This is a genomic window from Paenarthrobacter sp. NPDC090517, from assembly GCF_044769165.1.
Lineage (GTDB): Bacteria > Actinomycetota > Actinomycetes > Actinomycetales > Micrococcaceae > Arthrobacter.
In genome coordinates this window covers 51,103-63,884 of sequence record NZ_JBIVXN010000010.1, presented here as the reverse complement: position 1 = coordinate 63,884, position 12,782 = coordinate 51,103, and the positions used below count along the sequence as shown (strand labels likewise).

General features: G+C 60.0%; 12 protein-coding genes. 8 read left to right on the top strand and 4 right to left on the bottom strand.

Translation table 11 applies throughout. The features are described 5' to 3' along the window. Nucleotides 1-22 precede the first annotated feature (22 nt). Entirely contained in the window at nucleotides 23-1,687 is a 1,665-nt protein-coding gene (locus ACIQTW_RS21035; protein ID WP_402941228.1) for a RecQ family ATP-dependent DNA helicase, read from the bottom strand. A gap of 127 nt (nucleotides 1,688-1,814) precedes the next feature. After that, entirely contained in the window at nucleotides 1,815-2,435 is a 621-nt protein-coding gene (locus ACIQTW_RS21030) for a dihydrofolate reductase family protein (RefSeq protein ID WP_402941226.1), read from the bottom strand. A 103-nt stretch (nucleotides 2,436-2,538) separates the two neighbouring features. Here ACIQTW_RS21030 and ACIQTW_RS21025 point away from each other — a divergent pair, with 103 nt between their 5' ends. Further along, nucleotides 2,539-2,772, top strand: coding sequence for a hypothetical protein (locus ACIQTW_RS21025; protein ID WP_402941223.1), 234 nt, complete (start codon nucleotides 2,539-2,541; stop codon nucleotides 2,770-2,772). A gap of 26 nt (nucleotides 2,773-2,798) precedes the next feature. On the opposite strand, the gene ACIQTW_RS21020 is transcribed toward ACIQTW_RS21025, so the two are convergent. Further along, nucleotides 2,799-4,358, bottom strand: a complete 1,560-nt coding sequence (locus ACIQTW_RS21020; protein WP_402941221.1) for a glycoside hydrolase family 32 protein — start codon at nucleotides 4,356-4,358, stop codon at nucleotides 2,799-2,801. A gap of 227 nt (nucleotides 4,359-4,585) precedes the next feature. Here ACIQTW_RS21020 and ACIQTW_RS21015 point away from each other — a divergent pair, with 227 nt between their 5' ends. From ACIQTW_RS21015 to ACIQTW_RS20985, 7 genes are all read left to right on the top strand, one after another. Next, nucleotides 4,586-6,022, top strand: coding sequence for a family 43 glycosylhydrolase (locus ACIQTW_RS21015; RefSeq protein WP_402941218.1), 1,437 nt, complete (start codon nucleotides 4,586-4,588; stop codon nucleotides 6,020-6,022). Between the two features lie 47 nt (nucleotides 6,023-6,069). After that, entirely contained in the window at nucleotides 6,070-7,407 is a 1,338-nt protein-coding gene (locus ACIQTW_RS21010) for an ABC transporter substrate-binding protein (RefSeq protein ID WP_402941215.1), read from the top strand. Nucleotides 7,408-7,452: 45 nt separating this feature from the next. Continuing rightward, nucleotides 7,453-8,334, top strand: coding sequence for a carbohydrate ABC transporter permease (locus ACIQTW_RS21005; RefSeq protein WP_402941212.1), 882 nt, complete (start codon nucleotides 7,453-7,455; stop codon nucleotides 8,332-8,334). Further along, complete coding sequence (locus ACIQTW_RS21000; RefSeq protein ID WP_402941210.1) at nucleotides 8,331-9,233, top strand: carbohydrate ABC transporter permease; 903 nt, start codon at nucleotides 8,331-8,333, stop codon at nucleotides 9,231-9,233. The genes ACIQTW_RS21005 and ACIQTW_RS21000 overlap by 4 nt, the downstream gene beginning before the upstream one ends. 38 nt (nucleotides 9,234-9,271) lie before the next feature. Beyond that, nucleotides 9,272-10,351 (top strand): LacI family DNA-binding transcriptional regulator, encoded by a 1,080-nt coding sequence (locus ACIQTW_RS20995; protein ID WP_402941208.1) that lies wholly within the window; start codon nucleotides 9,272-9,274, stop codon nucleotides 10,349-10,351. A 152-nt stretch (nucleotides 10,352-10,503) separates the two neighbouring features. Further along, nucleotides 10,504-11,157, top strand: a complete 654-nt coding sequence (locus ACIQTW_RS20990; protein ID WP_402941284.1) for a DedA family protein — start codon at nucleotides 10,504-10,506, stop codon at nucleotides 11,155-11,157. A 53-nt stretch (nucleotides 11,158-11,210) separates the two neighbouring features. Continuing rightward, nucleotides 11,211-11,723, top strand: a complete 513-nt coding sequence (locus tag ACIQTW_RS20985) for a DUF2306 domain-containing protein (RefSeq protein ID WP_402941205.1) — start codon at nucleotides 11,211-11,213, stop codon at nucleotides 11,721-11,723. Between the two features lie 19 nt (nucleotides 11,724-11,742). Here ACIQTW_RS20985 and ACIQTW_RS20980 read toward each other — a convergent pair whose 3' ends face one another. After that, a complete protein-coding gene (locus ACIQTW_RS20980) occupies nucleotides 11,743-12,765 on the bottom strand; it encodes a GlxA family transcriptional regulator (RefSeq protein WP_402941202.1) in 1,023 nt (340 codons plus the stop codon). Nucleotides 12,766-12,782: the final 17 nt, after the last annotated feature.

The following is a 12,782-nucleotide window of genomic DNA, read 5'->3' as shown; positions in this document are numbered from 1 at the left end:
TTTAGCGGCATCCGGCCCGCACCTAGGCAGGCTTCAGCAATTCATGCTCAACGACGGCGGTGCGGGACAGGGTCTTGTAGCCCTCCTGTTCGAACAGAACAGTCATGACATCGTCCTCGTGCCGCATCACCAGGCCCGGACCCCATTCTTTGTGGATCACAGTGGACTGCAGCGGAAACAGGTTCTCTGCGTCTGAGGTGGGGTGTCCGGCGGAACCCGGCCCGGCGTCGTCGTGAATGTCAGCGCATACATCACAGTTTCCGCAAGGCTCCGGCAGGTCCTCCCCAAAGTAGCCCAGCAGGAACTGACGACGGCAGGCATCCGTCTCGGCATAACCTCGCATCATGGTGAGCCGCGACTGGTCCACACGCTGCCGTGCCTCAGCCAGCTCGACGGCGCGGTCCACCAGTGTGGCCGGCTTGGCCTTCGAGCTGAGCCGCGTGCCCCGCTTACCTGTTGTCACCGCGCCGGCTTCCTCCAGCTGATTTACCAGTGCCGTGACGCGGCGGGCAGGGAAACCGCTGAGCTCTACCAAGGCCGTCTTGGGAGCAGGCGCGCCGGCATTCTTGATGACTTTCAGGACGGTCATGAGCGACTCCGCGTCCGGCGAGTGGGTTGCGAAGAACTTACGCAACCCCAAGTCCTCGGCACGGTAGTGCAATATCGCAGCTGCCGGTTCACCATCGCGGCCGGCCCGGCCGATTTCCTGGTAATAAGAGTCCAAAGACTCCGGAATATCCGCGTGCACCACAAACCGGACGTTGGGTTTGTCAATGCCCATGCCAAAGGCAGTGGTAGCAACCACTACGTCCAATTGGTCATCCAGGAATTGTTCATGGATGCTCTCCCGGTCGGTGTCCGTGCGGCCTGCATGGTAAGCCTCTGCACGAAGACCTGCTTCTGTCAGCTTGGCCGCGTACTTCTCGGTGTCCTTGCGGGTGGCGGCGTAAAGCAGCCCCAGGCCCTCCGCCTTGGCAAGCCCTACGACTTGTTCCACCACGGCTTTTCGTTTGCCTTTATCCTCCTGGTGCCGGACAACGTCGAGGCTGATATTGGGGCGGTCGAAACCTCGAACCAGGACCAGCGGCTCTGTCATGCCGAGCCGCTTCACGATTTCGTCACGCACGGGTGGGGACGCCGTTGCGGTGAGGGCTATGACCGGCGGCTTACCCAGACGTTCGCGGACATTGCCCAGTTCGAGGTAGTCCGGCCGGAAGTCATGGCCCCAGGAGGAGACGCAATGTGCCTCGTCCACTACGAACATAGTGATGTCCAGCTTGGCGATCCGTTCCACCGTTTCCTGCTTGGCCAATTGCTCGGGGGCGAGGAACAGGAAGACCGTTTTGCCGGACTCAACTGCTTGCCAGGCTGATTCCACCTCTGAATCAGTCCGGGATGAATTGATGGCGACGGCGGTGCCCTCACCCAAGTCCTCAGACAACCCGTCCAGTTGGTCTTCCTGCAAGGCTATGAGGGGAGAAACGACGACGGCGGGCCGGCCCGTTTGGTTGTAAAGGTGCAGCGCTGCGACTTGATACGCAGCAGACTTGCCATACCCGGTGGGCATGACAGCCAGGACATCACGCCCCTCTACGAGGGCTGTCATTCCGGCGAGTTGGCCGTCGCGAAGCTCAGGCAAGGAAAAGGAAGAGGCCGCCAAGGCGGTCAGGGCAAGGTGATCGGACATTAAGAAGTGGCTCCGCGTTGTGGTTCCTGCGGCCACTTGCATCAGCCGAGGTGACCAGCCTAGCGCGAGCAGGCACCCGCCGTCGTACGCTGTTTCTCCGGTTGTGGATAACCTCGCATTCGTGACGTTAGCGCGGACCCGGCGGGCGTACTTGATAGACAAGATGGGTGACGCGGGTTCCGGGAACGATCACGGGATCATCGAGCACGATGTCAGTTGCCAAGTCCCCAAACCAACGGATTCCGCTTCCGAGCAGTACCGGCACCAGGTCAACACGGAGTTCGTCCACCACGCCGCGGCGCAAGCACTGCTGCACCACATCCCCGCCGGCAACGCCAATCTCACTACCAACCGCCAGGTGGGCGGCACGCTCCAGTGCCGTTTCCAGGTCCCCTACGAATTCAAACGGCACGGGCTTGCCATCCCGCCGGACGGGTGGCCAGTCCGACGGGGGTTCGCGGTGCGTCAGGACAACCGTGGGTGACTCATTGGGCGGGTGACCGCCCCACCCCTTTGCCACGTCGAAGATACGTCGGCCGGAGATGAATGCGCCCTCCGTCGGAAGTGACTTCCAGTAGTCGGCGTCGGCTTCGCTGAGGTGAAACGGCACAGGGTGGCCGGGCATCCAGGTTTCCACGGATCCGGCCTCGTACCAATCAAACAAAGGGCCGATTCCGTCATCCTCGCGGGCGATGAATCCATCAAGGGACACGGAAAACTGGGCTGATACGCGGCTGTTCCTGTACATGGAATCAGTGTGGTGGCACCGCTGGACTTGTCAAGGATCCTGCCCATCCGCACGGGTGATCAGGGTACTTATAAACGATGACAGTTGTGCCTATGCTTAGTTCATGGAGCCCACTTCAGCCATCCTCTTAGTGCTTATCGGAGTGGTTGTCTGGCTCGGAGCCACCATCCTGCCCTTGGCACTGCTTCCCTCGTCGCGTGCCGAGGAGGAGCACAAGCCCAGAGCACGCCACCCCCGTCATCCAAGGCGCGAGCCGCGCGCCGTCCACCGTTTTCGACCATCCTCACTGAAGGTCCGCTCGGGCCATCACGCCCATGCGCGGCCGCACGGCGCATAGCGCTGAGGCCGCCGGCTACAGCCCGGCTACAGCGGATTGCCAAACTCCCGGATGGTGATTCCGCTGAAGTTCGCGGGGCCACCGTCCGCATACAGTGAAAGCCCTGTGTCGCCGTCTGCGAAGTGAACCTGCTGTGAAATCACGGTGTGTCCCGAGTTCACAAACACCTCAACGCTCTGCGTGTCCACAAAGATTCGTAGGTGGACTGACCGCGCGTTGGCATCAATAGGCGCTGCAGCCCGAGTGTATGGCACCAGGGTGTACCCGCCCTGGTCTGAAGGCGCACGATCAACGTAAATCTCGTCGCCGTACTTGCCGATATTGGTATGACGGGAACCGTCCGGGGAACGGCCAACAGATACCCCAACGTTGGCGGCCTCGTTCCAGGAGATGTGGAGCTCCAGCTCGTAAGCACGCCCGTTCCATGGCAGTACCACGCTGCCGTTAACCGTGCGATCGGGCAAGGACGTAGTTGCGGTGACATAACCCTGCAGCGCGCCAACCGGGGCACTGAGCAAGCTGTACCAGCCTCCGGACTGGCGCTCCAACCGCAGTTCACGCGTAATGGAGTTCTGCCCGTTGTAACCATCGGAGGCATCTGTAGGCACGTCGCGGGCGGCGTACTTCCAGTTGTTCATCCAAGCGGTGGCCAGGCGTTTCGTTTCGGGAGCCTCGACGGAGGGCCACGTCACGGCGGCATACCAGTCCCATCCCCAATCGAGCCACTGCGGCGTGAGGTCATCAGCAATGAATGCCGTGCCGTTCCAGGTACCCGTCCAATAGGCAAAGGTCATAGGCAGATCGACGCTGTATGCATCCATGCTCGCGCCAAACACCCAATGCCGCGTGCCGTCGTCGGCGGTCATCTCAAACAGATCAGGACATTCGATACCTCCCAGGGCGTGGTTCGGGTAGTCGAAGTTGGATTTCCAGTTCCAGTCCCGCAGGTTTGCTGAAGTATAAAACGCTGCGTACCGCGCCCGTCCGATCACACATACCCATTCATTGCGTGTCCCGTCCCAGTGGATCTTCGGGTCACGGAACCACTCTGCGTTCTCAATCTCAGCTTGGGTGGTGGCAGTCCGTCCGTCAGTGTTCACGATCACCGGGTCCGGGAGAGCGGAGAAACTGTAACCGCCGTCGGTTGACCAGTAGAGGTATTGCTCCTGAAACTTTCGAATGCCCCCAGTTGGCTGAGTAGCCAGCGCGACTACCGTCCCCGCACCGAAACCAGCGGTGTTCGCGGTGTCCACCACTGCCGATCCCGACCACACCGGGAAGTCGGGCTGCAAGGGCATCACCACACCGTGGTGGGTGAAGGCCACGCCGTCACTGGTAGTTGCGTGATCCCATCCGCCCGGGCCGTTGTTCTGACCGGAGTGGAGATGGTAGAGCTGGTAAGCGCCGTTGGTATGGACGGGACGTTGCGGATCACATAGCCAGCCCGATGGTGGAGTCATATGGTAGACGGCCCGAAGTGATGTCCGGGCGTGCGCGGCTATAGGGGCGGCGTTGCTCAAGAACAGCGCGACGGCGCCGGCGCCTGCGCCCTGTAGTGCAGTGCGTCGAGAGATTTCGTACGTCATTGATTCGTTCCTCTCAAGATTCGGCGCAACAGCGCGCCAAAGAGTCGTTCATGCGGTGTGGGAAGCCGAAGCTATGCAGGACCCTAGCGGCATTGCCTGGATGGGGTCAAGCGTTTTAGCAAGAGTAAAAAAGTTAGGAACTAATTTTGCTAAAACGCTTGAACGCTCTGGAAATACACGCTAGCTTTCAATGATCAAACGCTTTAGCAGAATGGACATCAGCGCAGATGAAACGCTCAGTCTTCTTCCAACCCGCCAACGGCTGGGTTGGGGACCTCATCCCCTTCGAGAAGGACGGAGAGTTCTGGCTCTTTTACCTTCACGAAGACCGCTCCACCCCTAAACCTGGCACCTCATGGAACCTGGTCACCACAAAGGACCTCACCCAGTTTGAGGACCATGGCGTTTCGTTGCAGCACGGCAGCGAAACCGACCTGGACTTCAACGCCTACACAGGCAGCATCATTACGGACCAGTCCGGCGTGCATCACTTGTTCTACACGGGCCACAACCCCCGCAACCTCGGCCCGGATGGCGCACCCCTTCAATTGGTCATGCACGCCACGAGCACTGACGGTATGGGAACCTGGCAAAAACACCCCGAGCTCACCTTCGGAGCTCCGGACGGCTACGAGTCCGGTGACTGGCGCGATCCCTTTGTGTTTTGGGACGACAGCAAGAACCAGTGGCGGATGCTTCTCGCGGCAAGGCACTCAACCGGTCCGGAACGTCGCCGCGGCGTCATCGCACAGTGTGTGTCCACGGACCTCATGACCTGGCAGCACACCGAACCGTTCTGGGATCCGCGTCGGTACATTACCCACGAATGCCCGGACGTCTTCTCGTGGGGAGACTGGTGGTACATGGTGTACTCCGAATTCTCGGAATCGTTCACCACCCGGTACCGCATGTCCAAAAGCCCCGACGGGCCTTGGACCGTGCCCGCATTGGACAGCATCGACGGCCGTGCCTTCTACGCGTCAAAAACCGCAGAGCGGGAAGGACGGCGCTTCTTCTTCGGATGGATTGCCAGTAAAGAAGGCAACGCAGATCAGGGTCCATGGCAGTGGGCCGGAACAATGTCCGTGCTGGAAGCCCTCCAAAACCCCGACGGCTCACTGGGTTTTTCGTTCGCAGATGAACTCGTGGAGAGCTTCTGGGACGACGTCCCCGTGTCCCTTGCCAGTTCCTTACCCGCTCGGCTCCACGTGCCGGACGGCTACACCGCCATGATCTCCGCCGAGGAACTGCCCCAGCAGTTCTACGCCAAAGCTGTCATTGACATCGCCGCCAACACCACCGAGTGCGGGCTGTTGCTGCGTTCAAGCCACGACGGCGACCAGTCCTACGTTCTGCGATTGGAACCCAAACGCGGGCGGCTTGTCTTCGACCGCTGGCCGCGCACCATCACCGGGGACGCACAGTGGCATGTCTCGGGCGACGTCCCCTTCGACATCGAGCTCGAGCGGCCCTGCGACCTCACCCCGGGCGAGCACACCCTTGAGGTCATCGTCGACGGCGACATTTGCGTCGCCGTCGTCGACCGTCAGGTTGCGCTCAGCACCAGGATTTACGACCTGACGGCAGGGAGGATCGGCGTCTTCGCCGGCGAAGGAACCGCCACCGTCACCGAACTTGAGATACGTCAGCGCACCGACAACTGAATACCGCCCTATCCCCAACCTCTGTTCAATCAAGGGAGATTGCCGCCATGAAGAAACTATTCCGTCCCGCTGCCGTCGCAGCCGCCGCTGCCCTGGCTTTGACAGCCTGCGGCGGCGGAGGAGCCGCCAGTGACCCCTCCAACGTCAGCCCTACCGGTGAGATCAAGCCCCGCGAAATATCCTGGTTGCTCTCCAGGCCCGCCGATGGTGCTGTCATCAACATCATGAAGAAGCTGGCGGACGACTACGCCAAGGAACACCCAGGCTTCGAACTGAACCTCATCACCACCCCGGACCGGCCCTCATACATTCAAAAGCTTGAAACCCTGGCCGCGGCCAACAAGCTACCGGAGTTGTTCGACACAGATGCCACCCCCTTCGCCCAGGAACTGGCCAAGCAAGGCAAAATGGTGGACGCCGACAAGCTCCTGAAATCATTGGACGTCTACGACGACTACCGGCCCGGCGCACTGGACTACCAGCGCTTCGACGACGGCTCCCTGTACATGATTCCGTTTCAGTTTGAACTCGAATTCATGTGGTACAACAAAGCCTTGATGGAGAAGGCCGGCGTTTCCGTGCCAAAGTCCCTCGATGACATTCCCGCCATGTGCACCGCCCTTCGCAATGCCGGGATCACACCGATCGCCATCGACGGGCAGGACCAGTGGCCGCTGGAACGCTACGTCGCGTACCAGCCGTTCCGTGAAGCGGGGCCCGATTTCGTCCAGAAGCTGAAGAAGGGCGAGGCGTCCTTCTCGGATGCCGCCGGCCAGAAGACCGTGAAGTGGATGGCAGACCTTGGAAAGGCCAAGTGCTTCCAAGAGGGCTTCTCCGCCCAGGGATACTCGGACGCACAGAACCAGTTCACCTCGGGACAGGCCGCCATGTACAACATCGGCACCTGGGAACTTCCCAGCCTCGCCACGGACAAGCTCAACCCTGATGTGCGGGACGACATCGATTTCTTCACCTTGCCCACCACGGAAGGTTCGGTGACCGCCGCGAACGAGTTCGTCTCGCCCTCCGGTATTGGCATGGCGGTGAATTCGAAGACCTATGACCCGTTGGTGAGCGACTTCCTGAAGTTCGCCCTGGAGAAGTACCCGGCTGAATACGCCGCCACCGGGGCCCTCTCCCCCACCACCAACGTACAAACGGCCATCCCGGCGAACGCGACTCCGCTGTACAAGAAGGCGCTCGAAACGGCCAACACCCTTGGGGACAAGCAAGCAATGCCGTGGGATACCCAGCTGGACCCCACCACCAACGGCCGACTGCAACAGGAACTCGTCCTCCTGGTCCAGGGCAACATCACGCCCGAACAGTTCACCAAGACCATGGACGACGCCATCAAGCAGAACGCCCCAAAGTTCTTCAAGTAAACCGAAACGGCGGGGGCTCCCAAGCCCCCGCCCGAAAGGCCCACCATGCTACCCAACAGGTCAAAAACCTCGGTCCTGGTTTTCCTGCTTCCACCACTGCTGCTCTACTGCGCGGCCGTACTCTTCCCGATTCTTCAGTCGTTGTTCCTGAGCTTCTTCTCTTGGAACGGCATCAGCGAGATGGAGTTCGTAGGGCTCGCCAACTATGTCCGGATGCTCACCGCGGACGACATTTTCTGGAGGTCCTTCTTCAACGCACTTCTCTACCTGGCCATCTGCCTGGTGCTGCAGCTCGGCGGAGCACTGGTTGTAGCCAGTCTGCTCACGTCACTTCGCCGGGGCCGGGAACTCATCAAAACCCTCTACTTGCTACCAGCCGTGATCTCCACGGTCGCGATTGCATTCCTCTTTATCCGTATCTACTCCATTGACCCCGTTGGCTTGTTGAACCAGCTGCTGCATTGGGTAGGTTTGGGTTCCCTCGAGCGGGCCTGGCTCTCCGACGTGAACACGGTGCTGGCCGCCGTATCTGCGCCCGAAGGCTGGCGGTTTACAGGGCTGTACATGCTCATCATTTACGCCGCCCTTATCGCCGTTCCCAAGGAATTGGAAGAAGCAGCTGTCCTGGACGGCGCCTCGAAGTGGACTCTCTTCACCAAGATCCGTTTCCCCTATATACGTCCCGTGTGGATTACCACCACCATCATGGCCACCACCTACGGCCTGCGCGGTTTCGATATCCCGTACCTCATGACCAACGGTGGCCCCGGGCAGTCCTCGGAGCTGCTTACCACCTACATGTACAAGACAGCCTTCACCAGCACGGACTTCGGCTACGCAAGTACCATCTCCGTCTTCATCGTGATCGAGTGCCTCGTCGCCGTCGGCCTCATCTTGTTCATGCTCAAGCGGAAGGCCGATTCATGATCACCCAGACAGCCCCGTCTACCCCGCGGGCTTCTGCTCCGTCCAAGCCGGTTAATCAGCGACGGCGGCGCAAGCCGAGCCTGTATCGGACACTCTCGCGGGTCCTGATGATGCTCATCGTGATCGTCCAGGTCTACCCGCTCGCCTGGCTGTTCCTTACCAGCCTGCGGACGGAACACGACTTCGCTACCGGTGATCCCTTCGCGCTCCCCAGCTCGTTGACGTGGGAAAACTATGCGCGGGCCTTTGAAACCGGCGATCTGGGCCGGAACATCCTGAACAGCTTCATTGTCACCATGGGCGCCAACATCCTCATTGTGTTGTTCGGCATGATGGCTGCTTACGCCATTCAGGTTCTCGGCTTCCGCCTGAGCCGATTCGTCCGCGGTTTGTTCCTGGTGGGGATTATTGTTCCCGTTCAGATCGCTTTGGTCCCGCTGTTCATCGACTACTCCGCAGTGAACCTGTTGGACACCTACCAGTCGATGATCATCCCCTTGGCCGGCTTTGCACTGCCCATGTCCATTTACCTGTTCTCATCCTTCTTCGAGTACATTCCGCGGGAAACCTACGAGGCTGCGTCCTTGGATGGTGCCGGCCCGTACAGGATTTTCGGTTTGATAACCCTGCCACTGTCACTGAACACCGTGGTCACAGTTGTCCTGGTGAACAGCATTTTCATTTGGAACGACTTCATCTTCGCCAACACTTTTGTACTCTCCGAGGACTTGAAGACTATTCCGCTGGGCCTGCAAAACTACATCGGCGCCATGGGCAAGGTGGATTGGACGGCCACCTTCGCTGCGGTCTGCGTGACCATTACTCCCCTGCTCCTGGTCTTCCTGGTCCTGAACAAGGCCATGATCCAGGGCTTGGAAAGCGGGGCGACGAAGGGATGACCGCCATGGCAGACGGATATACTCCAGAAGGAGGACAGATGATTTCGCAGGAGAAAAATTCAGGCAACGCGGCCGCCCCCATCGTTCATGCCACAGCGGGCCGCGCCCATCCGGTGACCCTCCGCGAAGTCGCTGAACTAGCGGGCGTGTCCACTGCCACTGTCTCCCTGGTCATTAACAAAAAGAAGAACGCGCGCATTGCGGACGAGACTCGTCAACGGGTCACTGAGGCAATTGCTCAACTGGGCTACCGTCCAAATGCCATGGCCAAAACACTTGTTAGTGGAACCTCGAAGTTCATCGGGCTGGTGGCCGACGGCGTAGCCACCACGCCCTTCGCCGGCCAGATCATCCATGGTGCACAAGACGAGGCCTGGAAGCATGGTTACGCCCTGCTGATCGCCAATACCGAAGGCAACCAAGACCTCGAAAAAGATGCCATCGCCATGATGCTGGAATACAAAGTCCGCGGCATCCTGTACTCAACGTGGTTCCACCGCCCCACCGACATCCCGGATACCCTTCGCGAGGCGGATTTTGTCCTGGTCAATTGTTTCTCCCCCGACGCCGGGGCCGCGCGGGCCGTAGTACCGGATGAAGCGCAAGGTGGACGATCTGCCACTGAAATCCTGCTCCGCGGCGGCCACCGGCGGATCGCGTTCATTAACACCACAACCCCTGCACCCGCCAGAGACGGACGACTTCAGGGCTACAAGGACGCACTCGAAGCGGCCGGTATTCCTTTTGATCCCCATTTGGTGCTCGAAGCGTACCCGGATCAGGAAGGCGGCTACGGAGCCACTGAGGATCTGCTCGAGCTAGGGGTCAGCGCCGTGTACTGCTACAACGACCGTATGGCGATGGGACTTTACGACGGCCTGCGGGAGAACGGACTCTCCATTCCGGAGGACATTGCCGTGGTGGGTTTCGACAACCAGGAAGTCATTGCGGCGCACCTGCGTCCTCCACTTTCAACGGTGTCATTGCCCCACTATGAACTAGGCGCTGCGGGCGTTCGGATGCTGTTGGGCCTTGATGCAGCGCCTCTCGAGTCCGCTGTGAAGGTCGCTTGCCCGGCCGTTGAGCGCCACTCCGTTGCCGTTCATTCACCTGCCTAGAAACCTCTCGACATTGCTTGTTGCCCGAGGGCGTGGATAGGAATAGCGTTGAGGTGGAAGCCCAGTGGTCCCCCATCACTGGGCTTCCCTTTGGAACCGGCCGCTTGCGCCTCAGGCCTCTACGGCAGCGTCGCTTAGGAAAGGAGATCCACCTGATCAGTTTTCACAAGGCGACTGCTGCAGCCGATGAATTGACCGGGATTGTCGGTATCGCCGCGCAGGTAATCGAAGCCCTCGGTGAATGGGGCGTGGGCTTGCTGACGCTTCTGGAGACTGTATTCCCACCCATTCCCAGCGAGGTGATCCTCCCACTCGCTGGATTCCTTACCCAGCAGGGAAGCATGAACCTGATCCTGGTGTTCGTCACCAGCACCCTCGGCGCATATGCCGGCGCAATGCTCCTCTATTGGCTGGGGTACAAGGTGGGGTTGGAGCGGTCCATCAAGCTACTTTCGAAACTGCCGTTGGTTGACCGGGAAGACTTCGAGAAGGCCGCCGATTGGTTCGAGCGCCACGGTAAATCAGCAATTTTCTTTGGCAGGCTGCTACCCGGCGTTCGCAGCCTTATCTCCCTCCCGGCAGGTGCCGAACGCATGAACCTGCTGACGTTCAGCCTCTTTACCGTGGCCGGGACCGGCGTATGGAACGCCCTGCTCATTGGGGCGGGATCACTGCTCGGCACGCAATATCACCTTGTGGACCAGTACTCACGATTCCTCAATTACGCCGTGTATGCGGGACTTGCCGCCTTCATAGTGTGGCTCATCATCCGAAGGGTCAAAAAGCGCAAGGAAAGCACTAAGTAACTGAGGAAAGTGCCAGTTACGAGGCCGCAGGTGACGGCCACTAGGCTGGCCGTATGCCCTCGCCATGGACCTTCCTCATCGCCCTGCACGCCATCGCAGCAGGTTACGCCCTGATCTTCGGCGCCGTGAACCTGCTTCGCCGCAACAAAGGCAGCGCAGCACACAAGATCCTGGGCCGCATCTGGGCAGTGGCCATGTACGTCGTGGTCCTCACCTCCTTCGGGATCAGAACCATCGACGGCGGGTTCAACTGGCTCCACGCCCTCTCTGTGCTGACGTTCTGTACGCTGACCATGGGCCTATGGTCCGTCCGCCGCGGCAATATCCGTGCGCACCAGCGGTTTATGACAGGCAGTTACTTCGGACTCATCGGTGCGTTCATCGGCGTCGTAGCCGTACCGGACAGAAGGCTCCCGCAGATGGCCATCCATGACCTCGCCGGCCTCACCCTCTGGGTGGCGGCCCTCACACTTACCGCCGGGCTGACCGTCGCGGGGCTGATGCAACTGCGCCGGAAACCCGTACTAAGCCCCGGCACCCGAAAGTACGGGCCCACTAAGCTCTGAACCGTTATCGCCGCCGCCTCTAACCGTCTTTGATGGTTTCGCTGGCGTTGCGAACGTCGTCCAGCGCAACGCGGTCATCCGTGCGGGCCATTGTGGACTGGAAGCGGGCTCGGTATTCACTGGGCGACACACTAAGGCGCTGGTTGAAGATCCTCCGCATGGACTCCGAGCTTCCAAAACCTGCCACCGCTGCCGTTTTTGTGATGCCTTGTCCTGCCGCAAGAAGTGCTTTCGCCCGGTCAAGACGAACCTGCTCAACAAACTTCGTCGGGGAAGTTTGCAGTTCCGTGGCAAAAAGGCGCGCCACCTGCCGGGGGCTCAGTCCCACCATCCTGGCAATGGAGCCGGAGGTGTGGTTTTGCTCCGGATACGCCGAGATCAGTTCTACCGCTTCACGCAAGGGTTGATTCTTGGGCTTTTCTACGGATAGGGGTGCCGAGAACTGTGACTGTCCTCCTGGCCTCTGCATAAACAGAACCAACTTCTGAGCCACCTCACGGGCGAGGGCAGGGCCGTGGTCTTTCTCCACTAATGCCAGTGCAAGATCAATGCCGGCAGAGACACCAGCCGATGTGAAGACATTTCCGTCTTCGACGAAAAGCGAATCAGGCTGCACCCGGATTTCGGGGTGGGCGGCGGCAAGGAGCCGCGTGTGCTGCCAGTGCGTTGTCGCCCGTCGTTGATCCAACAGGCCGGCGGCAGCAAGAACGAACGCGCCGGTACAGATGGCAACCACCCTCCGGGAACGTCCCTGAATGGACTGAACAGCCGCCACCAGTTCCGTGGCGATAGGGGTATTGGGCAGGTGATCACCGCCCGGAACGATCAAAGTATCGAGGCTTTTCAAGTCGGCGGGGCATCCGTCTACCCCTGCTGGGAGACCGATGGAAGTGCTGACGGGCTCCCCCGAGACAGAAATGTATTTCAGGGTATAGGCAGCTCCGAGCTTGTTCGCTTCGGCAAAAACTTCTGCCGGCCCTGCTACATCGAGCATGGTCACACCATCAAACATGAGGAAAACGACCATACCGTCGTGCTGCATGCGACCATCCTGACCTG

Excerpts from the sequence above, each read along its gene's own strand:
- ACIQTW_RS21015 (WP_402941218.1), top strand. The coding sequence starts at position 4,586 with ATGAAACGCTCAGTCTTCTTCCAACCCGCCAACGGCTGGGTTGGGGAC.
- ACIQTW_RS21005 (WP_402941212.1), top strand. The coding sequence starts at position 7,453 with ATGCTACCCAACAGGTCAAAAACCTCGGTCCTGGTTTTCCTGCTTCCA.
- ACIQTW_RS21000 (WP_402941210.1), top strand. The coding sequence starts at position 8,331 with ATGATCACCCAGACAGCCCCGTCTACCCCGCGGGCTTCTGCTCCGTCC.
- ACIQTW_RS21010 (WP_402941215.1), top strand. The coding sequence starts at position 6,070 with ATGAAGAAACTATTCCGTCCCGCTGCCGTCGCAGCCGCCGCTGCCCTG.
- ACIQTW_RS21020 (WP_402941221.1), bottom strand. The coding sequence starts at position 4,358 with ATGACGTACGAAATCTCTCGACGCACTGCACTACAGGGCGCAGGCGCC.
- ACIQTW_RS20980 (WP_402941202.1), bottom strand. The coding sequence starts at position 12,765 with ATGCAGCACGACGGTATGGTCGTTTTCCTCATGTTTGATGGTGTGACC.
- ACIQTW_RS21035 (WP_402941228.1), bottom strand. The coding sequence starts at position 1,687 with ATGTCCGATCACCTTGCCCTGACCGCCTTGGCGGCCTCTTCCTTTTCC.
- ACIQTW_RS20985 (WP_402941205.1), top strand. The coding sequence starts at position 11,211 with ATGCCCTCGCCATGGACCTTCCTCATCGCCCTGCACGCCATCGCAGCA.
- ACIQTW_RS21030 (WP_402941226.1), bottom strand. The coding sequence starts at position 2,435 with ATGTACAGGAACAGCCGCGTATCAGCCCAGTTTTCCGTGTCCCTTGAT.
- ACIQTW_RS21025 (WP_402941223.1), top strand. The coding sequence starts at position 2,539 with ATGGAGCCCACTTCAGCCATCCTCTTAGTGCTTATCGGAGTGGTTGTC.
- ACIQTW_RS20995 (WP_402941208.1), top strand. The coding sequence starts at position 9,272 with ATGATTTCGCAGGAGAAAAATTCAGGCAACGCGGCCGCCCCCATCGTT.